The sequence below is a fragment of the Dyadobacter frigoris genome, assembly GCF_005280585.1.
Classification (GTDB): domain Bacteria; phylum Bacteroidota; class Bacteroidia; order Cytophagales; family Spirosomataceae; genus Dyadobacter; species Dyadobacter frigoris.
On the sequence record NZ_SZVO01000008.1, the window covers coordinates 50,160 to 72,574 of the forward strand.

Consider the following 22,415-nt stretch of genomic DNA (forward strand, 5'->3'; position numbering starts at 1 on the left):
ATTTTATAGCTGTATTTGCTTTCAGTATTACTTGTAGTATAACCTGGACGGAATTCAGACTAATGAAATTGAAATCTGTTATTTTCAATTTACATTCTCACGAATCAACGTTATAAATAGTGACTATTTGATTACTAAATGAAAGAACTCCTCTCTCTGGCAATTATCTGGCTTTGTGTTATTAATCAGCCCTGTTTTTCACAGGCTCAAATACCCAGATTCCGACGTCTAACAACCAACCAGGGACTTTCACAAAGCCATATCAGTGCAATTCTTAAAGACAAAAGAGGATTTATGTGGCTGGGCAGTGAAGATGGCCTCAATAAATTTGATGGCTATAAGTTTACACATTATAAACATGATTCCAACAATAAAAACACGATAACAGACAGTTATATTCAGGATCTGCTGGAAGATAAGGATGGTAATTTATGGGTGGCGACGTCTGGCGGCCTTGACAAATATGACAGGGAGAAAAATATTTTTGTTCATTACAAGGACGGAGATACCAGTTATGATATCAACGATATTTTTCAGGATAGTAAAGGCAGGATATGGTTGGGGACAAGTCAGGGATTGTTTCTGTTTAATGCCGCAACTGGTATCTTTAAATTCTGGCATCTGAGTGATCAAAAGTTAAAAAGCGGTGGTAGTGCATTTGTAACACAGGTAATCGAGGATAATGATGGTACTCTTTGGCTGGGAACAGAACATGGCCTGTTCCGGTTTAACCCGGATTCCGGGAAATCTAATGGCTATTTTAAGGATTCAAAACAAAAGAACGGTCTGGCTTCTGACTGGATCATGGCACTTTGTAAAGACCGTAAAGGTGATATTTGGATAGGTACACATGCCGGTGGTTTATCATTATACAATCATGGCAGCGATAACTTTGTTTCATTTTTACATAATGAAACAAAAAACAGTATCGCCCACAACGATATTCTTTCGCTCATGGAGGCGAATGATGGTAAAATGTGGATTGGTACTGAGAATGGCGGAATAAGTGTTTATGATATTGCAACGAATAAATTTGTCACTTACGAAAATGAGGCCGCGGATAATACGACACTTAGCAATAACTCTGTTTACTGCATATATCGTGACAATGCCGAAAATATCTGGATCGGTACTTACGCCGGAGGAGTCAATTTTCTATCAAAATATGAAGACAAATTTTTTAGTTACAGACAAATTGTAACCAATAAAAACAGTCTGAGCAACAACAATGTATTATCCATCTTTGTAGACAGTACCGGAAATAAAATCTGGATAGGAACGGACGGTGGCGGTTTGGATTTACTGGATCGCAGGACTAATTCATTTACACATTTTACACATAATAATAGTAAAAATTCTATCAGTACGGATTATGTGATATCTGTTATCCAGGTTTCCAAAAATGTGCTCGGATTGGGTTATCACAATGGAGGTTTTGATTTGTTCAACACCACCACTGGTGTTTTTACACACCATTTGCCAATTCACGGTAATCCTAACAGCTTGTCAATATCAGATGTAAATAATTTGCTCTGTGACAAAGATGGAAATATCTGGATCGGGACATGGAAGGGAGGACTTGATTTCTATGATGTCAAAAATAAAAAATTCACACATTATCGTACGGATCCTGCTCAAAAAACGAGCCTGAGCGGTGATATTGTTACTACTGTTTTCCAAGATAGCAAAGGAGGGATATGGGTTGGAACGCAAATGGGTTTGAATTATCTGGATGCTGAAAGAAAACATTTTAAAAGGTATCAACACAAGGCAAACGACAGTTCCAGCTTATCAAATAATAAAATTCAAACAATTTTTGAAGTCGCAAATGGTGATCTCTGGATCGGAACAAGAGGTGGTGGTTTGAATTACTTCGATAAGCAGAAGCAAACTTTCAAGTCTTACACGGAGAAGGACGGCTTGGCAAGTAATGTGGTATTTGCTATTCTGAAAGACCGGAAAAATAATTTATGGCTTAGCACAAATAAGGGAATTTCACGTTTCAGTCTGCAAACGGAAAAATTCAGGAATTATGATATTTCTGACGGTCTTCAGGGAAATGAATTTAGATTTAACTCACGTTTTCAGACTTTGGACGGACAAATGTTTTTTGGAGGTGTAAACGGTTTCAGTAGCTTTTATCCTGAACAACTAAGGGATAATAAGTTTGTTCAACCTGTTTACATCACGGATTTACTGATTTTTAACAAGGAGGTAATTCCCGGAGACAGCAGCGAAATACTTTCAAAACACATAAGCGAAACGAAGGTAATTACGATGTCTTACAAGCAATCCGTTTTTACGCTGGAATTTGCCGCGCTCAATTACACATTGGCGCGGAAAAATCAGTATGCGTATAAACTTGAAGGTTTTGATGCGGACTGGAATTATGTTGGTACGAAAAGGACGGCTACTTATACCAATCTGGATCCGGGTACTTACGTTTTCAGGGTAAGGGGATCAAACAATGACGGTGTCTGGAACAACACCGGGACTTCTTTGAAAATAATCATTGAACCACCCTTTTGGCTTACATGGTGGTTTAGAGCCGGAAGTATTTTACTGTTTATCGGTTTGGCGATTGCTTTTTACAGAGTAAGGACTTACCGTATTTTAAAACAAAAGAAAGCACTTGAATGCCAGATTAAAGAGCGTACAATTCAGCTTGAACATGCTATCGAGGAAGAGAGAAAAGCAGTGCAAAAGGCAGAATTGGCCAGTCGGGCGAAAAGTGCTTTTTTGGCAACGATGAGCCACGAAATCAGAACGCCTATGAACGGCGTGATAGGCCTGGCTTCCTTGCTGGCTGAAACTTCTTTGGATGAAGAGCAGCAAAATTTTACGAGATCTATACAAGCCTGCGGAGAAAATCTGCTGACGGTAATTAATGATATTCTTGATTTTTCAAAAATTGAGTCAGGTAATATGGAGTTGGAAGAAGGGGATTTCAGCCTTCGTACCTGTATTGAAGAGGTTATGGATTTGTTTTCTGCAAAAGCGGCCGAGATGCATCTCGACCTTATTTACCAGATTGATCCTGACGTTCCCTCTCAAATAATCGGAGACAGCCTCAGACTTAGACAAATCCTGATCAACCTGGTTAACAATGCGATAAAATTTACGAAAGAAGGCGAAATTTTTCTAAGGGTCAGGCTGATCAATATTTTTAACGATGACAGTCTGGAACTGGGTTTCGATGTCAGGGATACGGGCATTGGTATTGCTGAGGATAAAATGGACCGGCTTTTTAAATCTTTTTCACAGGTCGATTCTTCCACTACCCGGCGCTACGGCGGAACGGGTCTTGGCCTTGTGATCTGCGAAAAATTAGTCGCTCTGATGGGCGGTTCTATTTCCGTAACCAGTGTGGTGGGTGAAGGAAGTACTTTTCATTTTTCCATCAAAACCAAAAAAAGTACGCAATCTCTGCAAACCTATGTTACCTACAACATGGAAGGCCTGGAAAATAGTAAAATCCTGATTGTTGACGACAACGAAACCAATTGGGGGATTTTAAAAGGCCAGCTCGAAGATTGGAAACTGATCCCATATGTGGCAAGTTCGGGAAAGCAGGCACTGAATATACTGGAGCAAAATATAAATTTCAGTCTCGTCATTACGGATATGGAAATGCCATTAATGGATGGAATACAGCTTGCGTCGCTAATCCGGGAGCGCTATCCGCATTTACCGGTTATGCTTTTAAGCTCAAAAGGGAATGAAATCCAGAAGCATAATCCGGGTCTTTTTTGTTCAATTTTGACAAAACCGGCGAAACAGCATGTATTGTCAAGGCATATTTTTACGGAATTGAGCAAATATAAAAAGACCATTACCAATCATGAATATGAGCCGGATGTACCTAAGAAAAAATTAAGATCCGATTTTTCAATTAAATATCCTTTGAATATTCTGATTGCCGAGGATAACAAGATCAACCAGATTGTGATCATGAATATTCTAAACAAACTTGGCTACACCGCTGATCTGGCAACAGATGGTTTTGAAGCATTGAAAATGGCAACACAGAAAAAATTTGACGTTATTCTGATGGATGTACAAATGCCATTGATGGATGGACTGGAGGCAACGCAGCTGATAAAAAAACGTTATCCTGCTCAACCATTTATTATTGCCATGACAGCAAATGCCTTACAGGAGGACAGGGAGATGTGTTTGCATGCGGGTATGGATGACTATATCAGCAAGCCGGTAAGTCTGGATGAACTGATGATGATGCTTGAAAAATGGGCGGCCCACCTGCAAACGATCGAAGCTTCCTGATCAATTATATTTGCCAGTTTGTCTATACAATGAAGAATCTTTTTGGTTGTCCTTCTGTGTAAATCGGTGACATTCTGTTGATGCATTTTTCCCGTTTTGAGATTTAAAAGTTCAATCCGAGAAATTATTTAATAGTTTGGATGTGGTATGATTATTTATTTAATCAGAAAGAAATAAATTTATACGAAGTAATCATTTTATTAACGAAGGTATTATGAAAAAGGTATTGATTTTTATGGCCATTGTTGCCGCTTCAACATTGGCATATGCACAGGATTCAACTAAATCAAAAGTTGGCAGAGCTGCTGATAAAACGAAAACAGAAGTAAAAAAAGATGCGAAAGCAGTTGGTAAAGGTGTCAAGAAAGGCGCTAATGCAGTAGGAGAAACTGCCGAAAAAGGCTATGATGCTACTAAAAAAGGTGTTAAAAAAGGCGCCGAAGTAGTAGGTGAAACCGCTGAAAAAGGCTATGACGCTACTAAAAAGGGTGTAAAAAAAGCCGAAAAGAAAATAAAAAAAGATGATAATTAATTCACTGCTACTGGAAACAAGCCTGCTTCAAAATCAGGCTTGTTTTTATAGAACCTAATGGGCATTTCCGGAAAAACTTAAAATGTATTTTTTCTTCATACCAGGATAAAGAGCTATAATTCACTGCAATACAATACCACTTTTTTTAAATCTTCTTCGCTGTTAAAGTCAATGTTTTGCTCGTCAAGATATTTTTCGATGATATTTTTGTTCTTTGAAAAGATTTTCAACAAACTTCCTTTGTTAGCCTTATTAAATCTGTGATTGAGATCCATGAATAGAAAAGTTGTCATAGGCTTCAATAATATTGTATTGCTGGCCGGAAGTAGTATTGTTCTGCCATTGATATCTGTAAAGGTAGAAGCATTATATACGGAGCCAATTTCGTTGCTGTTTTGATAAGCTCCCTTTTTTTCGATTCCACCCCTTTGGTACTGAGTTTTTTTAGTCAGCAGCATTACACCGCAGTCTTCGATGACTTCTACGAAACCATTTTCGGGAAAAGGATAAAACCGGTTATTTCCAATGTCTGCATAATTAATCTGGTTGTTGTCAGCCATGGCCAGCGTGTCTCCTTTGGCACTTATAAACATAACTTCTCCCAAAAGATAGCAGTAATTCAGCTTGGTTACCGCGTACTTTCCATTGGTATAATTCAAACGTCCAAACTGAAAATCAGGATATTCAAACCTGTCTTTTGCTGAAATATACTTAGTGGCGTCCTGTCCGTTTTTTACCCTGAGAATTTTGGTTGGCTGAGCGTAAATAAACGAAATAGGAATAAAGACAAAAACAGTGATCCGGCTTGCTTTGATCAATTGTTTTGAAAACTTCATGATTTTTCTGTTAGGGTGAGGTCAAAGGGAGTTGCAAAATTCAAGTAGTTTAGTCAGGTCGGATTGTTTTGAAAAATCGATATTTTGTTCTTTAATATAATCGTTTATTTCTTTGCTGTTATCACGAAATAGTTTCAATGTACTTGCTTTCGAAGGAATGTAAAATTGCTTGTTTTTATCAATGAAAAAATGGATTGATTTTCTTTTAAAGACGACGTTATCACTAGGTTTCATCCACTGAGATCCGTTTTGATTACTGAAAGTCTTGTAATTAGATATCGCCGATGTAGCAGAATAGTGATTGTAAGCAGATTCTCTTTCGTTATCCAACACAGCCAGAACTTGCTTTTCGCCAAGCCTGACTTTGCCATAATTCTTTATTTCCCGGATGTGTCCCTGCCTGGGCAAATAATAGAAGATTTCAGAGCCAATAGCTATACTGTCCATAAAGTCTTGATCATTCAGCAAAAGTGTATCATTTTTTGTGTCAATGAACTCTATTTCTCCGTAAAACAGGTTGTAATTAAGCCTGGCGTTTGCAATCCGACCGTTTCTAAAATAAACTTTTCCGGGATTGAATTCTTCAAACTGGTATTGTTCCTGGTAAGGAATGTTTTTTGAAATATTAGAACCGTTTTTCGTCCTGTATACTTTTGGCGTATTTTGCGCAAAAGTAAATGCAGCAGAAATAAGAAAAACGATTGTTAGTAACCAGCTTTTCATTATCAATTTCCCCGGGAAGAATTTTTTATATAATTAACAACAAAACAGTGATAAATACAATTAATTAAGATGTAAATAATATTTGTTTGCATTTAATCAAGTCTGAAAGTTTTAATATTGGACATAAAGTAGTACATATACTTTAATCACAGACATATTTTCGGGATATGGAAAATTTATATTTCCTGGCAATTATTCCGCCAGAAGACATAAGCAGAAAAATTACGAAAATTCAGGAAGATATTGCGGATCGTTTTGAAAGCCGTGCCTCACTTAAAGTGATGCCCCATATTACCCTGAAAGCTCCTTTCAAATTTCCGGTTTCGGCACACGAAATTGTTTTGGACTGGTTTGAAAATCTTCATATAAGTGTATTTCATTTCAATTTGGAATTGAAAGATTTTGGTGCTTTTCATAACAAAAACAAACCGGTAATTTTCCTGAAACCTGTACCAGATCTTTCACTGATGACACTGCAAAAGCAGATTTTACTTGATTTTAGAAATGCGTTTCCGGATGAATCCATTATGGATCTTGAACTTGATTTTCACCCGCACCTCACAGTTGCTTACAGGGATTTGAAAGTGGGTACATTTCAGGAAGCATGGCGGGAGTTTGAGGTAAAGGAATTTCCCGAAACGTTTGAAGTTTGTAATTTTCACTTATTGAAGCATGATGGGAAAAAGTGGAATATTATCCGCTCATTTATATTAAAATGAGTTTGAAAATATTTCAAATCAGGCACACCATTTTTGAAGGGAATTATTTCAAAATATTCTTGTAGATTTTTCGGGACAAAATGAGGTAACTTATTGTAAATCAGTACTTGTGCTGAATTTGTAAAAGTAATATTCTCAATTTTAAAGGAAAATAATAACGTAATACTTCTCAAAACACCCCACCATATCTTTCAGGTACTCATTAAGGGGTAAGTTATTGTTGTTCAGTATTTTTTGCCAAATGAGTTGATTGGAAAAATGTTTCGGGAATGGCTTTTGTATAACTGTTTTATAATGAAGTATGAAATTATTAATACAAACTCAAAATTCGACAAAATGAAAACGATAAAATTCGCAATCGCAGCCGCGCTTTCTCTTGTGTCTGCTATTGGCTATGCGCAAAATCCATCCCCGCAGGCAATACCAATGCAGGATTCGTCAAGAATGAATCAGGGAAAAAAGCTGAATTCTACCCCGACGCCATTGCCCAGAACAGGGAGTCCTTCGGATGATACTTTGATCAGAGACCAAAGAACGCCAAACATGAATATGGACTCAACCAAATGGGATAGTAAAAAAATGGACGGAATGAAAAAGGGCCGAAGAAAAGGTGGCTCCGGTGAAATGGATACGACCGGCACGAAAAGAAGAAAGAACTAGAAATTTATTACGTTATACTTTTTAAAATAACCTCCGGGATAATAGTACCGGAGGTTATTTTTATGCTTAATCTCTGTCGCCGAGATATGCTTTCTTTTTCAATATCCGCATGGCCAATGAGCCTAATTTAATTTTTTTGTTCAGCAGCGTAAACAGGTTTTTCCCAACTTTTAGTGCGTTTATATTCTCTCCGTTATAGCTTTGTTTTACTTTTTCGCCTGTTACCATATTCACAAGTTCATCTCTCAGATAAAGTTGTTTTGTGACCATATTAGAAAGCATCGGTGTGTAATAATAGCAGTCTTTAAAAAAGTAATGCGTCACCTGCGACCATCGTGTTGAACCTTGTTTGGTAACCGGTGATCCGCCATGAATAATATTGGATGACCAGATCAGTAAATCTCCTTTTTTTGCAAGGAATTTTTTCTTTTCAAATTGGTGGGCTTCTACAATTTTTTCTATGAAATCTTCATACTGAATATAATCTTTATAGGATGGCGTTTGCGCATCTGTCCGGATATATGAAAAGTCATATTCCAGAAGTTTTTGAGATCCCGGATAGTAAAAAACAGGGCCGTTTTCTTCGGTAATATCTTCCAGTGCAACCCAAACGCCGCACATAAATTTTGAAGGCAACGAGCTGAAATGTATCGTATCTGAATGTGCTCTTTGCTGCGAACCGAATTTGAAATTGAGCGTTTGAAAAGGAATAGGTTCCCGTCCGTAAAATACTTCGAGAATTTCAAGTAAAGCAGGATAACATGCCAATTCTTTTGAGGCTTCCGAAACCTGCCACAAATCCTGGATTCTTCTTTCGTCACGCTGGGTTTTGATGGGGAAATCCGGATTAAATCCTTTGTTTTCCGCATCATCTTTCGTTTTGTCGATCAAAGCATGAGGCAATAGCCCGGGAATCACAACAAAGCCGTTTTTCTGATAATCCAGTACATATTTCAGCTGTTGGTCAGTTAGTTTTTTTGTTTTTAAAATCTCTTCAAAAAAAGGCGATTCGATCCAGGGTAAATTAGCAGTAGGCATATAAAAGTTTTTACTTAATGATCAGAATTTTACGATTCGTTGTGGTATTATATTACTCCCAAAATCATGACTCCTGCATTAGTTGAATAGTTGGAATTGATTGCTGCAAAAAGTAGCAGGATATTCTTGTGAGATTGAAATTATTGTTCCAAAGAATTGCAGCTTAACCTGATGCAAAACACTACATAGTATAAAGCTTTAACGTACATTTTATTGCTTTAACCTTTAAAGTTTTAAAATATTCTTTTAAAAGGTTTAATAATCAGCTGAGTTGTAAAGAGTCTAAGGAGGAAAGCTGTTTTTAAATTGGGCGGGTTACTGTTTGAAAATCGGTTAGAGTAATAATGAAGTTAAGGTAACTTTTGTAATGGTTGGAAAATCCCGGTCGTGACTGATCATGATTGCTGTGAGAAACCAGAATGAGCGATGGAAAAAATATATACTGATTTAAAGCAAAACTGCTGTTTAAATATTTTCTATTCCGGTATGAAATATTTTCAAAATTTTAAACTGATTTTCATTATTGGTTTAATCATACCTGGCTCGCAGGCAAATGCCCAAAAAACGAAAGGTGCAAAAAATATTTATAGCCGCGATAACCTCATAGCCTGGTGTATTGTGCCTTTTGATGTAAAAAACAGAGGTCCGGTTGAACGTTCCGAAATGCTCAATAAATTAGGGATCAACAAACTGGCTTATGACTGGCGCGAGAAACATATCCCGACTTTTGATGCCGAAATTGAAGCGTTAAAAGCACATCATATCACTTTACAGGCATTTTGGCTTCATTCCGGGCCAGAACCTGAAAATGATAAAAATCTGGTCTCTATTTTAGAAGTATTGAAAAGAAACAAAGTGAAAACCCAGCTCTGGCTTATGGTTAGCGGAATCAAAGGTCTTGACACCATGACGCAGGAAGAAAAGGTAAAAGCCCACGCAAAACCTATTTCTTATATCGCTGAAAAAGCAGCTGAAATTGGCTGCACAATCGGGCTTTATAACCATGGCGGCTGGTACGGAGAACCGGAGAATCAGCTGGAAATTATTAGCTATTTGAAAAAACCAAACATAGGAATTGTTTATAATTTCCATCACGCCGAAGAACAAATTGACCGGTTTCCCAAATTTTTTCCGGAAATTCTTCCTCGTTTGCTGGCAATAAATTTATCAGGCCTGAAAAAAGGAAATCCGGTTAAAGTGGTTCCTATAGGGCAGGGAGATGCTGAAACTGAAATGATACGCATTGTAAAAAACAGTAAATACAGTGGCCCTATCGGGATAATCAATGAAGAGACTGCGCCTGATGCAGAAGTTGGGCTAACGATGAATATTGATGGTTTGAAAAAAATACTGAAAGAACTGGGCGATTCGGCTGCACTGAAAACATATAATTAAAAACGTACACCATGATCCCTCAGATCTTGCAAAGCAGTTTTCTCATGCTGAATTAACTGATTTAATATTTCCGGATTAATATTTACAGACGAAGCCAGCGAAAATGAAAAATCTGTAAAAGGTGCATAAACGGCGTCGAATATCAGTTTTGCTCTGTCAAAATGATAGTCTGAGGTAACAATAATAATTTTTTCGGGCTTGTATTGTGTTATAATCCATTTGGAAAGTGTGGCATCTTCCACGGAATGCCGCGATTCTGTAAGTCCAATAATATCCTCTTCCCTGATATTTTTAGAAAGTAAGTTTTGTTTTAAATAATACGCGTGCGGTTTATCACTTGTATTGAAGTGTTGACCAAAACCACCGGTTAAAACGATCTTGTAAGTTCCGGATACATATAATTTTTGGCAAACGGTCAGTCTGCTTTTTGCCATTTCACTGAGCGTTCCGTCCGGTTCGTTGGGCGATCCCAGAACAAGAATAATTTTCATTTAATTGGTAAAGTTTCTGCTGTAATTGTTAACCGACAAGATATTGAAAAAACAATTTTTAAACCAGCTTATCAATTTTCTCTGGACTATTTTGTGCTTTGCACCCGTAATTTTCTTTTGGCTGTTAGCAGGCCCAGGTACATGGTTTTACGGATTTCTTGTCGCAAGTTTTTTTTCGGGCTTTTTATCTTCCCGGTTTTTTCAATTGAGTAATATTCCCCAATATTATGAAAAACCGGGAGTCAAATGGATCAGGAAATTTGTCCAAAATGGTGATTTGGTAAATCGTTTATTCAAAAAAGACAATACAATTGATACGACGATAAAGAATAAAAACTACGCAGAAAAGTATCTGAAAACTGTTTCAATGTATGAAAAGTATCACGTTATCTGCTTCGTATTCTTTTGTCTTTCAGGAATTTTTGCGATATTCAAACATAAATTTGTGTATTTCATTCTGATCATGGCGGGCAATATTCTTTACAATCTTTGTCCTGTTATTTTACAACAATACAACAGAGCGCGGATTCTCAGATTGATAAAATAGCTGGTTTTAGTATACTTCGATTTAAGCTTTTTCAATTAATATACATAGCTCCGTAACCCATTTTTCAGGCTCGGGTTCCGCTGCCGGATCAGAAACGTAAAGTTCTACCCGGCATCCAACCAATTCGCCATCATCCATCACACCGCGATCTTTATAGCCATTTTGAATGATCCATTCATCCAGTGAAATATGAGCCTGACGCAGGTTTTTATAATCTCCGGTAAAAGTCAGAACGGCATAATCTCCTTCGGGGAATGCTCGGGAAATAATTCTGTTGTCGCCATTTACCTTTGTTTTTGTTGGTACCCCTACATCCACAATCAGGTTACTGTGTTCATCCATTGATAGATAGCGAAAAAACGGTGCGCCATTTCCTTCAATATTTTCCTTCCCCATCCAGATGAAAACCTCGGAAATAAGCGGTGGTAATACCGTCGGGATTTCGGCCATACTCACTTTTTGCCTGATCGCAACATAAGGTTCGGCCTCTAAGAATTCTATTTTTGGTTCCGTTGTCATGGTATTGTAGTTTAAAAGATAAGACGGATATCAGGACTTTTGCAAAAGCTAAATTACACGGTTGGTTCAATTTTCACAAAGGTAAAATATGACAATTTCAGAGGGTATCTGCGACAGTTTTGAGAGACTTGGAAAGCTACTCTTCCAGCATCTCTTTTCTTATCTTTTTAAAATCTTCTTCACCTATTTCAAAAAATTCCGTCCGAAAAGGGAAGCCCCGGGATTTTTATTTTTGATAAAATCCAGACTTTCAATGAGCGGCAAAATCGAAACATCATGAGATTTCAGAAATTTCACGCTTGATATGGTCTTTTGAAACGACCACGATCCGGTATTTTGGTTTGTTTTCCATTTTGGAAGGAAATTGGCAATGGATAAAATATTATGGATATTTAGAATTAAAAGCCATTCGGGATTTTAAAAGTACCCGGTTTTCGGTTCGCAATTTAACCGGTTTGTATTGATTTTGAAATCTTTATAAATCGGGCAACTATTATTTTCGTTTTGAAAAAAGCGAATTTGTATTATTGCAAAGTAAAATCAGCAGGAAATATGTTCGAAAATCTGGTCCGGCACATACAAAAATTTGTTGCTTTAAATGAAGAGGAACAGATTATTTTGAGATCTTATGTCAAATTTGAAAGTATAAAAAAGAAACAATACCTGTTGGAAGAAGGACATGTTTGTCACGCTAACTGGTTTATTGGCAAAGGTTGTCTCAGAAGTTATACGCTTAAAGAAAACGGCAATAAGCAGATGGTTCAGTTTGCCATTGAAAATTGGTGGCTTACCGATTATTTTAGTTTTGAACAGAAAAAACCGTCACAACTTTTTATTCAGGCCGTTGAGGATTGTGAGCTGATCAGCATTGACGACCGGATTCAGGATGAATTATTTATCAAAATACCGCAGCTTGAACGTTATTTTCGGTTAATTGTCCAAAAATCATATGCCGCTTCGCTTATGCGTTTGCAGTATATGTTCAATCTTTCTCCAGAGGAACGCTTTCATCATTTTAATAATAATTTCCCGTCTTTTATTCAACGCGTGCCGCAATATATGCTGGCCTCATATCTTGGTTTTACACCTGAATTTTTAAGCAAAATCAGAGCGAAAATTGCGGATTCCTGATTTTTCTTAACCACGATTAAGTTTTTTTGGATGATGAAGTCGGAAATTTGTGACGTCATTAATCTAAAAAATAATAATGGAAAAGAGAATCAACATTGCCGAAACAGAGCCGGCTGCTTATAAAGCCATGCTAGGCCTGGAAAAATATATTGGAAGTACTGCGCTGACTGCAACACATAAAAATCTGATCAAAATCCGTGGTTCTCAAATTAACGGATGTGCATTTTGTATTAACATGCATACCAAAGAGGCGCGCGCAATAGGGGAAACTGAGCAGCGTATTTATGCATTAAACGCCTGGCGGGAAACTCCTTTTTTTACTGAAGAAGAACGGGCGGTTCTGGCGCTTTCGGAAGAAGTTACCCTGATTCAAAATCATGTTTCTGATAATACATATAAGAATGCCATTGCACTATTAGGCGATCATTATGTGGCCCAGGTAATTATGGCGGCCATTGCAATTAACGCATGGAATAGAATTGGGATTGCAACAAATCTGATGCCTGTTTTGGATTGAAATTGGGGGTGTCTTTCTTAGGTTGTTTAAGGATTTGGGCTTGTTTGAAGTTTTATTATCTGTCTGGTTTTTTGGGCGCGAGAGATTTTTTATTATCCGTCCGACGGTAGTAAAAACCTGAAATTATCTATGATTTTGACGATTTCGGCACCAAATAATTTTCAATGTACAATCCCAACTCTCAATGCTTTCAACCCCGAAATTCCCTGCAAATCTTCAACATCCATTTTTTCAATTGTCTTTTCCAGAATATGTTCAGCCTGAAGTATTCTTAAATATTCAACGTATTCTTTTTCCTCGGTTTCATTGAGATAAACAATCGTTATAAATCCGGTTTTGGTTATACGCTCGGTTGTTCCCTGGATAAAGGCTTTGTCAATCCTCTTTTTCACGATTTCATAACGGGCGTTGTAACTTCCGTCGATGTCAAACCGTTTTTCGTCCATACGGAAACGGATATCTATTGTCGCGTGATATACCAGAACCAGTGTTGTAACTTCAAGATCGTAAGGGAGCTGAGGTTTTAAATGATGATGTGCTGCTTCCATTTTGCATAAAGTCCTGAGTTGCCAAAGTCGTAATTGATACAATTTCAGTAAATCAAATTCCAATTTTGGCGCTATGGAAGAGCCTATGTATAAATTATGCTCAATGCCGTCGGTTTTAAATCTTTCATAATAATGCGGGAAAATTCTTTGCGCCTTTATCTGATTTTCGTCCAGTACGCTCGCAATTTTCTCGTTGATCATTTGAATCGTCGTTTCATATTTTTTGCGATACTTATGAAATTCCCCTGCGTTTTTATCCGTTTGAACAAAATAATCCTGAATATCTTTAATCAGATCCGGGTCTTTAATTTTTCTCAAATGTTCGTGAACTGTATTATCCAGATATTGACTGATGTAATGTTCAGTCCCGGCTTTTAACGGCTGATAAATATCAATCAGATACTGGCTTATCTGGTTTTCTTCTTTTTCAAAGGAATTCTGGGTTTCTTTATTAACTTCTTCCAAAATTGGCAAAAGCCATTTTAGCTGTTTTTTGAGATCTTTCTGGACGCTTTCATTTCTGGCTTCTGAAGATCCTTTGATATCAATTTGCCCATACAACGGATGTACGGTTGGAAATACAATTTCCTGCAAAGTATATTCTTCTCCAATTTGATGTGCTAAAATCAGCTTCTGCGCCTCAGCATAAAATTTCCAGTAAACACTATTATGAATCGTTGTAAATTGATTTTGAATCACTGCCTGTGTTTGATTTTCAAATTCCCCTTCAATTCTTTCTATTGTATCAATCAGAAAAGGCATAACGATATCCAGTAAATTGGCATTGATACTGTTCAAAACTTTTGACCTTGGCGAAACAATTTCCAAAATGCCATACATGTGTTTATTTTTGATCAGCGGAGCCAAAATGAAGCTGCCAATATTTTTAGTGGTAAAATGATTGGCCAGATAACTTACCGGATTATTGGCCAGATATTCAGCCGTATCGTTAATAGAAAAACTTGTATTCAGTTCGATAAGATTGAAGTAAGATTTTTCGCAAAGCAGTTTTCTGGCTGCCTCGCTTTTGCCCTCCGGCAAGATGAAACTTGGCAGCTGCTGTCCAAATTTATCGAGACTGAACATATCATCTTCTTTATCAAAAGAAGTAAAACCTACACGGATATCGGCCACACGATAAATGGAGCGAAAAATTGATTCGATGCTGTTTCTGAATCCAAAGGAATGATAGCTAAGCAGTTTTTCTTTGAGAATCGATACAACGTTTTCTACGGTTGCATCATACAAAGTGATCATGGCAAAACCTTTTAGCAGAAATGTTCCGGGTGGAATTTTCTTTTTCCACAAATCCAGATCATCATAGTTATTAACCAGATTATCAACTTCATCCCGGGTTAAAGCAGGTGATCTTTCTGTCGCCAAAATTTCCATAAAATCGGCGTTGTATAAAATCCGGTAGTATTTGTTGATGCCACTGGCCGTAGGGATTTCATAAAAAAGAGGTTGGCTGAAATCCAATGCAGTACCATAAAATTCATTCAGAATTAAACAACAGCTGAAAACGTAAAATTGCTGCTGATTAAAATCTCTGATATTCATGTTCAGATCAGGACCAGCGGCTTTGATTATATTTTTAAACCTTTCGGAATGGTTGAAAATAACATTGGAGTAAGGAAATGTGACTGCTTTAATTTCATTATAGGTCAGATTTTCGGGGAAATAGTCAGCCAATAAACGCCTGATCAATCCTGCATTTTCTTCGATCTGGGAAATATCCGTTATCCCGTTTCTAAGTTCAGGAAAGGGGCGTGCATCGTGAAGTAATGACGTAGCTCTTGCAGCATTTTCATTATCAGGATCAGCGGCAACTTTATCCAGATTCTCGAAAATGTGATAAAAAGAAAGTTGTACTTCAAAAGGGCTAATGAATGACGACAGCAAATCCATAATTGTATTTTATCTTACGATCATAAAAGTAACGATTAAAGGGATAGGTACTTGGATTCATGTATTGATTTTCCAATTACAAAGCGCGATTAAAGGAGATCTGACCGGGATTTGTTGCGTAATAAATTCTCACAAAAGGAAAACTGCCCTTAGCATGAAAACAGGAAAATGTCCGGCCGGTTCACGCCGATATCCATGAGCTCGATGTTATTTTTGTTGCTGAAAAAGATGACATTGTTAACGAACTTGGCAGCAAAGGAATTGGAGAAATTGGCCTTTGTGCAATGCCTCCGGCCATTGCAAATGCTATTTTTCATGCGACAGGAAAAAGAATCAATCAATTTCCGATACATTTTGATTCTTTGCTTTAAACGTATTTGACGTTTTGGAACAACATATTTATTTTTCAAATCCTGACAGCCGGCATATTCTCCGGCTGTTTTTTGTTTTAACAAGAAGATGAAAAATATTCTAAAATATGATTTGTGTAATTTGTTATAAATAGAAGAAACAATATAAAGTCTGCCGGGAACGTAACCGCAAATTGAAACTTCATTTGGTTAAGAAAGCATTATGTGTTAAACTCGTCCCGCCATTTGTAATAAAGTCGATATAATGCGCTGTGTAAAATTTTATATCCAAAATATTATACTTTAATTTTGTTCCAACTTTTGCAACAAATGTTTTACGATCAGAATCATTAAAAAGCTCACTACACCTAAAAATTAAATTAGTAATTCGCCAAAATTCCTAACTCTTATTTTTTTCAAATGAATCGCAGAGACGCAATAAAAGATCTATCCATGATTCCGCTGGCCGGGAGTATCATGCTTCCCAAAACTTCTGCTCCTGAAAAAGCAGTCAGCCAGGCTCAGGTTGCAGCCAGCAAGGAAATTTACCAGGCAATCGGTGTTGAGCCGATTATCAATTGCAGAGGAACTTTCACCATCATCGGTGGTTCCATCGAAAGACCCGAAGTAAGAACGGCAATGGACGCCGCGGCACAGGTTTTTGTACAGTATGACGAACTGGCATTCGGAGCTGGAAAACGTCTGGCTGAGCTAACAGGTGCTGAATGGGGAATGGTTTCTGCCGGCTGTGCAGCAGGTATGAAACATATTACAGTAGCCTGTGTTACAGGGGGTAATCCTGAAAAACTGATCCGGGTACCAAATCTTGCAGGATTTGACAAAACGGAAGTAATCATTCCAAGATATTCCCGTAACGTGTATGACCACGCGTTGAGAAATGTCGGGGTGACTTTGATCACAGTTGATTCTATTGAAGAACTGACAAACGCAATCAGTTCACGTACAGCACTTATTTATCTGATGGCTGGCGACGAATCTATGAAAGGGCCGATGTCTTTGGAAGCCATTTCAAAAATTGCGAAGCCGAAAAATATCCCGGTAATGGTTGATGCGGCGGCTGAGGATTTGACTATTCCAAATGTACATTTAAAGATGGGTGCGACCGTTGTAATTTACAGCGGTGGAAAAGCACTTTGCGGACCTCAGTGCGCAGGACTTGTTTTAGGTCAAAAAGATTTGCTGATGTCTGCCTGGCAGGCTAGTGCGCCGCACCACGGTCCGGGGCGTGACAATAAGGTTGGCCGCGAAGAAACTATGGGCATGATTGCCGCGGTGGAAGCGTGGACAAAACGTGATCACGCAGGCGAATGGAAAAGATGGCTGTCATGGCTTGATAATATTTCGAAAACGGTAACCGCCATTGACGGTGTTAAAACGACAGTTGTAGAACCCAAAGATCAGCTTTCGAACCGCACGCCGCAGCTAAGAATTTCGTGGGATCCGGCCAAATTCAATATTACCGGTGAAGAAATCGCTGAACTTTTTGGCAGAACAAAACCACGTATTGCATTGGGTGGCGGAAGCAGGGAAGGTTCAACATTTATTTCTATCACAACGGGGCAAATGCAGCCGGGAGACGACAAAGTAGTAGCCGACCGTTTTGTTTCTGTTTTATCAGAAAAACGTACGCCTCAAAAAACAGATATGAAACCTGCTACTGTTGCTCTTAAAGGGCATTGGGATTTGGATGTTCAGTTTTTCTCATCCGTAAGCAAGCAATCACTGATTATTGAACAGGACGGAAACTGGCTTGAAGGTTCGCATAAAGGCGAATTCTCGGTGAGAGAATTACAGGGAACTGTTGAAGGAAACGAAGTTAAAATGAGAAGTTCGGATCGTCAGATTGCGGATAATATAACATTTTCATTTTCCGGCACTGCGAAAGATGATACCATGACCGGCTCCATTTATATGGGCGAATACATGACGGCAACTTTCACAGCGAAACGGCATAAATTTAAAGCAAAACGCGAAAAAATATTCATTCCATCGGGACCGCCTTTGGCAACCTAGGATTTGAAAAAATACTTGTATTAGAAAGTGAGATACTTCGGTGTCTCACTTTTTTTATATTGAAAATTATTCATCTTGTTTTATCAGCGCGTCCGTCAGGGTTTTCCATTGTATTCTTGAAAAACTGATAATGCCGCTAATACCAATAATTGCATTTCGCAGCTGGTCCGAAAGCTGATCTGTGTCCTGGTTTGGTTTGGTATTCCGGTCATATACTGCTGCTGTAATTTTTGTCATTTCCCTGGTAACGGTGAAAGTGCTTGTAGCTTCCCCGGAATAAAAATGAGCGATATTTTCGTTGGTTGATAATGGATTTGGTGCAGGTCTCACTCGTATGCCTACACTTTCAATGTCCGGGGAATTATAAACTTCAATTTTCTCCACTTTTACCCAGTCGTAACCTTCACCGGCTTTTGAACCAGGGCCTGGAATATCAATTTGAAAATACATTCCCTGCCTGACGGGTGAGTCTTCAGGGTTTCCCGATTGATCTGTTAACTGAAAATTGGCGAGGAATTTTCCGGTCAGTTTTTGCCAGTTGTTTACATCAAACAGTCGGTTTTTTGCAGTTTCATAAAGTGATTTTGCCAGTTCAACATTTTTAAGATCAATGCTGCTTTCAACGTTGATCTTGCTTCCGTCCTCCTGCGAGGGTATGGTCCCTGAATAGTTTTTTTCTTCCATCGGTATTCCGATTTTATTATGATGTGCAATAAATCATTTGTCAGGGTTCCAGCACTTTATTATATTCTGCTGCGGATGATTCTTTCCCAAATTCGCTTGTGTAGATTTTTAGCAGCAATAAAAAGTAACTGATCAACAATGGCCCAAAGATAAATCCGAGAAACCCAAAAAGTTTTAGTCCAACGATCAAACCTAATATGGTAATAACAGGGTGTACGTCCCCGACTTTTTTCAGAAAAGAAATACGCGCCAGATAGTCAATGTTTCCTGTCACTACTGCGCTGTAAATCGCAAGTCCGATTGCTTTGCCGTTTTCTCCCGAAGAGAAAAGAAAAATTACCGAAGGTATCCAGATTGCAGCTGTACCTACTACGGGAAAAAAAGCGAAGATTCCGGTGATAAATCCAAGTAATACGAAATCCTTTATTCCGAAAATCCAGTAGCCGATCATAGCGACAAGTCCCTGAACGATAGAAATAATTGGGATTCCCAAAGCATTGGCCCTTACCATCATTTTTGTTTCCTTCGCCAGTATATCAATGTTTTCATTTCGCAAGGGGAGAAATTTTGAAACTGCTCTTTCCAGCTGTTGGCCGTTGGTAAACATGAAAAAGGCCAGGAAAAGAATCATCAGCAAATTGCCGACAAGTGTAGCGGAGCTGTTTAACAACATAGGAACAAATCCGGTAAGCCGCTTTGGGAGTTCTTTGATAAAATCACTTTGTGAAATATCTTGTCCGGTCCAGTCTTTTATTTGGCTGGAAACGGCGTTTAATGCAGAATAAATTTGATCCGGATTTTTTAGAACGTGCTCAATTTTGGAATACAATAATTGAACAGCAAAATAAATTGGTACTACAATACATGCTACAAAAGCAAACATAAAAAGTAACGCAGTAGCGCTCTTGTTCCGGTTTTTATTAAATGTTAATTTGAAATACCAATTTCTGCTGAGGATATACAAGGTGAGCGCTCCCAAAAAACCCGGAAAAAAGGTATAAAGCTGAGAAAAAAGCAGTATGCCCAAGGCTACAATAAATATAAAAAAGAATATCTGCCTAATTTTATTGTTAAATCCGGACATAATAGAAAATGTAAATTTCGATAAGTTTGTTTTGTATACAATTAAATATGAGCTGGTTATTCCTGTAAGCTCTAATGCCGGGTCTCCAAAATCATGCCTGTTTGAACACTGGTTAATTAATTAACCAAATTGTATAATAAATAATCAGAAAATACAAATCTTTTTGCCTGCGAGGCTGGTATAATTTTTATATATTCTATAGCAGAATCAATTAATAAATATCATGAAACAATCACAAAGTTCCAATGGTGTGCATCAAAGCCAAAGCAAGACGCATACGGAAAATAAGGATAACCTTGATAGCAGACATAATGAAGAGGAAACCGTAAAGGGTAATAACCTGACGAATAACCAAAAGCAACATGCCAGCTTGGGAAAGAAGAATGATTAATTAATTTGATACGATTCGCCTGGATTTCTACACGGAAATCCAGGCGAATTTTTATGTATCGCGTAATTTAAAAATCAATAGAATGACGCAATCAGATATACCGGAAAACGGGGCCTTGGTACGATTTCTCAGAATGGAGGGAAGGGGAATTTGATGGGGAAAATCATTTATTTATCGAAATCTATGCATTGGAACCTTCATCGCATAATGCAGGCGATATTAGAGAATGGGAATATCTTCCAGAAGTTTAAATGATTTTATGAAACTGCGGGCGGAAAGGAAAGGAGGTTTAGTAAATTCATTGCAAAGAAATAGAATCACTGTTTGAACTACTATATCAAAGAAAAAGGCTAAAAGACGAGAGTCTTTTAGCCTTTTTTAGTCACTGACTAAACAATTCTGAATTAAATAAAAATTAATTCAGTGATGCAGAGTATTCCTCCGGGGTAGACTGCATCTTTGGAACAGGTTGGGTTTTGTAATTAGAAACCGAAGAAAGCGGGTTAAGGCTCATGGGTTCTTTTTTCTCATGTAGTGCAATAACAATAGATGAGGGGCGAACAGCATATTTTGGAGCCTGGTGTAATTCGGTATCAAAAGCAGTATTCATTGTGACGGCAAAATGTTCACCTGTTTCCTTGATTTTTGCTTGTGCAGCTTTGTTTGGCATTTTGTAATTGTGCTGGGACATTCCCGGATCAGTCAACGTTTGGGCTTGTAGATTTGTGGCTGCTGTTAATAACAATAACGAGAATGTTAGTTTGGTTAAGATACTTGGCTTAGACATAATTAAAGTTGGTTTAAGAATTTTGCATTAATAACTATACAAAATTACTCACCGAATTGATAGTAATGTCTATGGTTTTCAAATAATAAATTATAAAATTCAAATATAATTTTCTTTTATAAAATCAATTTATAAATCCTTCCTGATTCATTTTTCTTATTCGAAGAGATTTTAAATCTCGGATAAATTCTTTTTATTTCTAAACTTGAAAATTCATAAATGTTTATTTATGAATAATTTAACTATTATTTGTATTTTTAATTTTTTTTAATAAGTTTCGTTTGTGATTATTTTGCCTGATAGTTGTGGTCGTTTGTCCAGAATGTAATTTTTATATAATTCAAATAAATAAATATTAAATAGTTTTCTATCTAAAATGATAAGATCCTATACTGTAAATTGGCGCCAAACTTTTATATCTTAGGAAAATATTATGATTTTATGGAAGCAAGAACATTGGTAGTTGGGGACATTCATGGTGCTTACAAGGCTCTTGTGCAGGTTTTGGAAAAAGTTGAACTGAGAGAGAATGACAAGCTTATTTTTGTGGGTGACTATGTCGATGGCTGGCCGGAATCTGCTTCTGTAATCGAATATCTAATAAATCTGTCTGAAAAATATTCCTGCATTTTCATAAAAGGGAATCATGACGTCTGGTGCAAATCCTGGCTGGCGGGTAATGATCCCGATAAAGCGTGGTTGGAAAATCGGGGAATGTCAACAATTTTGAGTTATCAGGATTTTGATCAGAAAAGCAGGTCGAAGCATCTTGATTTTTTCTCAAGACTAACCGATTATTATATAGATAAAGAAAATCGATTGTTCATTCACGCAGGTTTTACTTCGATTAAAGGTCCGCTTGAAGAAATTTTTTCTCATAATTTCAATAATGACCGTACACTTTTGGAAACAGCGGCTGCTATGGATAAGAATCTGACTTCGGACTCGGTTTTCTATCCCAAACGACTAGCGCTTTTTTTTGAGATTTATATTGGTCATACACCGACAACAAAATATAATGTGGATATTCCAATGCATGGCGGAAATCTTTGGGATGTAGATACAGGAGCAGCAAGAGAAGGGAAAATTTCTGTAATGGATATTGTTACAAAAGAATTCTGGCAAAGTGATAGGGTGAAGGATTTATATGGAATTTGATAAAATATAGTCTTAAAGACAGTTTATTGAATTGAAAATTGCTAAATAATAAATTGCAAATCCGGCACGCCAACTGGCA

Annotated in this window: 20 protein-coding genes and 1 pseudogene; 12 read left to right on the plus strand and 9 right to left on the minus strand. The window is 37.5% G+C overall.

The features are described from left to right. The first annotated feature begins 138 nt into the window (after nt 1–138). Both FDK13_RS17435 and FDK13_RS17440 read left to right on the plus strand, forming a co-directional pair. On the plus strand, nt 139–4,284 hold the full coding sequence (locus FDK13_RS17435; RefSeq protein ID WP_137341295.1) for a hybrid sensor histidine kinase/response regulator: 4,146 nt from the start codon (nt 139–141) through the stop codon (nt 4,282–4,284). 214 nt (nt 4,285–4,498) lie between these two features. Then, the gene (locus tag FDK13_RS17440; protein WP_137341296.1) at nt 4,499–4,816 is read left to right on the plus strand and encodes a hypothetical protein; all 318 of its coding nucleotides are present in this window, start codon (nt 4,499–4,501) and stop codon (nt 4,814–4,816) included. Between the two features lie 113 nt (nt 4,817–4,929). Here FDK13_RS17440 and FDK13_RS17445 read toward each other — a convergent pair whose 3' ends face one another. Both FDK13_RS17445 and FDK13_RS17450 read right to left on the minus strand, forming a co-directional pair. Further along, nucleotides 4,930–5,652, minus strand: coding sequence for a hypothetical protein (locus FDK13_RS17445; RefSeq protein WP_137341297.1), 723 nt, complete (start codon nt 5,650–5,652; stop codon nt 4,930–4,932). Nucleotides 5,653–5,673: 21 nt separating this feature from the next. Then, complete coding sequence (locus FDK13_RS17450) at nt 5,674–6,375, minus strand: hypothetical protein (protein WP_137341298.1); 702 nt, start codon at nt 6,373–6,375, stop codon at nt 5,674–5,676. 167 nt (nt 6,376–6,542) lie between these two features. On the opposite strand from FDK13_RS17450, the gene FDK13_RS17455 reads away from it, so the two are divergent. Both FDK13_RS17455 and FDK13_RS17460 read left to right on the plus strand, forming a co-directional pair. Then, nucleotides 6,543–7,094 carry a 2'-5' RNA ligase family protein gene (locus tag FDK13_RS17455; RefSeq protein ID WP_137341299.1) on the plus strand — a complete coding sequence of 184 codons (552 nt, stop codon included), beginning with the start codon at nt 6,543–6,545 and terminating at the stop codon, nt 7,092–7,094. A 336-nt stretch (nt 7,095–7,430) separates the two neighbouring features. Beyond that, on the plus strand, nt 7,431–7,754 hold the full coding sequence (locus FDK13_RS17460; RefSeq protein WP_137341300.1) for a hypothetical protein: 324 nt from the start codon (nt 7,431–7,433) through the stop codon (nt 7,752–7,754). Nucleotides 7,755–7,820: 66 nt separating this feature from the next. Here the strand turns inward: FDK13_RS17460 and FDK13_RS17465 are convergent, their stop codons facing one another. Beyond that, nucleotides 7,821–8,792 (minus strand): phytanoyl-CoA dioxygenase family protein, encoded by a 972-nt coding sequence (locus FDK13_RS17465; RefSeq protein WP_137341301.1) that lies wholly within the window; start codon nt 8,790–8,792, stop codon nt 7,821–7,823. 486 nt (nt 8,793–9,278) lie between these two features. On the opposite strand from FDK13_RS17465, the gene FDK13_RS17470 reads away from it, so the two are divergent. Beyond that, a complete protein-coding gene (locus FDK13_RS17470; RefSeq protein WP_137341302.1) occupies nt 9,279–10,187 on the plus strand; it encodes a sugar phosphate isomerase/epimerase family protein in 909 nt (302 codons plus the stop codon). On the opposite strand, the gene FDK13_RS17475 is transcribed toward FDK13_RS17470, so the two are convergent. Next, nucleotides 10,184–10,678, minus strand: coding sequence for a YdcF family protein (locus FDK13_RS17475; protein ID WP_137341303.1), 495 nt, complete (start codon nt 10,676–10,678; stop codon nt 10,184–10,186). The two genes, FDK13_RS17470 and FDK13_RS17475, sit on opposite strands and share 4 nt — an antisense overlap. 205 nt (nt 10,679–10,883) lie before the next feature. On the opposite strand from FDK13_RS17475, the gene FDK13_RS36650 reads away from it, so the two are divergent. Then, entirely contained in the window at nt 10,884–11,225 is a 342-nt protein-coding gene (locus tag FDK13_RS36650; RefSeq protein ID WP_374756104.1) for a glycosyl-4,4'-diaponeurosporenoate acyltransferase CrtO family protein, read from the plus strand. Nucleotides 11,226–11,246: 21 nt separating this feature from the next. On the opposite strand, the gene FDK13_RS17480 is transcribed toward FDK13_RS36650, so the two are convergent. Further along, the gene (locus FDK13_RS17480) at nt 11,247–11,744 is read right to left on the minus strand and encodes a GyrI-like domain-containing protein (RefSeq protein ID WP_137341304.1); all 498 of its coding nucleotides are present in this window, start codon (nt 11,742–11,744) and stop codon (nt 11,247–11,249) included. A gap of 552 nt (nt 11,745–12,296) precedes the next feature. On the opposite strand from FDK13_RS17480, the gene FDK13_RS17485 reads away from it, so the two are divergent. Together FDK13_RS17485 and FDK13_RS17490 are read left to right on the plus strand one after the other, a co-directional pair. Then, nucleotides 12,297–12,875 carry a Crp/Fnr family transcriptional regulator gene (locus FDK13_RS17485; RefSeq protein ID WP_137341305.1) on the plus strand — a complete coding sequence of 193 codons (579 nt, stop codon included), beginning with the start codon at nt 12,297–12,299 and terminating at the stop codon, nt 12,873–12,875. A gap of 76 nt (nt 12,876–12,951) precedes the next feature. Then, nucleotides 12,952–13,392 (plus strand): carboxymuconolactone decarboxylase family protein, encoded by a 441-nt coding sequence (locus FDK13_RS17490; RefSeq protein WP_137341306.1) that lies wholly within the window; start codon nt 12,952–12,954, stop codon nt 13,390–13,392. Nucleotides 13,393–13,553: 161 nt separating this feature from the next. Here the strand turns inward: FDK13_RS17490 and FDK13_RS17495 are convergent, their stop codons facing one another. Continuing rightward, nucleotides 13,554–15,848: a GAF domain-containing protein gene (locus tag FDK13_RS17495; RefSeq protein WP_137341307.1), complete on the minus strand. Its 2,295-nt coding sequence runs from the start codon at nt 15,846–15,848 to the stop codon at nt 13,554–13,556. 176 nt (nt 15,849–16,024) lie between these two features. On the opposite strand from FDK13_RS17495, the pseudogene FDK13_RS36130 reads away from it, so the two are divergent. Together FDK13_RS36130 and FDK13_RS17505 are read left to right on the plus strand one after the other, a co-directional pair. Continuing rightward, nucleotides 16,025–16,219: pseudogene (locus FDK13_RS36130) on the plus strand (hypothetical protein); the annotation flags it as partial. Between the two features lie 399 nt (nt 16,220–16,618). Continuing rightward, entirely contained in the window at nt 16,619–18,232 is a 1,614-nt protein-coding gene (locus FDK13_RS17505) for an aminotransferase class V-fold PLP-dependent enzyme (RefSeq protein WP_137341308.1), read from the plus strand. 66 nt (nt 18,233–18,298) lie between these two features. Here the strand turns inward: FDK13_RS17505 and FDK13_RS17510 are convergent, their stop codons facing one another. Together FDK13_RS17510 and FDK13_RS17515 are read right to left on the minus strand one after the other, a co-directional pair. After that, a complete protein-coding gene (locus FDK13_RS17510; RefSeq protein ID WP_137341309.1) occupies nt 18,299–18,916 on the minus strand; it encodes a hypothetical protein in 618 nt (205 codons plus the stop codon). A 40-nt stretch (nt 18,917–18,956) separates the two neighbouring features. Then, nucleotides 18,957–20,000, minus strand: coding sequence for an AI-2E family transporter (locus FDK13_RS17515; protein WP_262711820.1), 1,044 nt, complete (start codon nt 19,998–20,000; stop codon nt 18,957–18,959). A gap of 223 nt (nt 20,001–20,223) precedes the next feature. On the opposite strand from FDK13_RS17515, the gene FDK13_RS35460 reads away from it, so the two are divergent. Beyond that, the gene (locus tag FDK13_RS35460) at nt 20,224–20,391 is read left to right on the plus strand and encodes a hypothetical protein (RefSeq protein ID WP_170982831.1); all 168 of its coding nucleotides are present in this window, start codon (nt 20,224–20,226) and stop codon (nt 20,389–20,391) included. Nucleotides 20,392–20,806: 415 nt separating this feature from the next. Here FDK13_RS35460 and FDK13_RS17520 read toward each other — a convergent pair whose 3' ends face one another. Beyond that, nucleotides 20,807–21,178 carry a hypothetical protein gene (locus FDK13_RS17520; protein ID WP_137341311.1) on the minus strand — a complete coding sequence of 124 codons (372 nt, stop codon included), beginning with the start codon at nt 21,176–21,178 and terminating at the stop codon, nt 20,807–20,809. Between the two features lie 441 nt (nt 21,179–21,619). Between FDK13_RS17520 and FDK13_RS17525 the strand changes: the two genes are divergently transcribed. Further along, nucleotides 21,620–22,336, plus strand: coding sequence for a metallophosphoesterase family protein (locus tag FDK13_RS17525; RefSeq protein ID WP_137341312.1), 717 nt, complete (start codon nt 21,620–21,622; stop codon nt 22,334–22,336). The last annotated feature ends 79 nt before the right edge of the window (nt 22,337–22,415 follow it).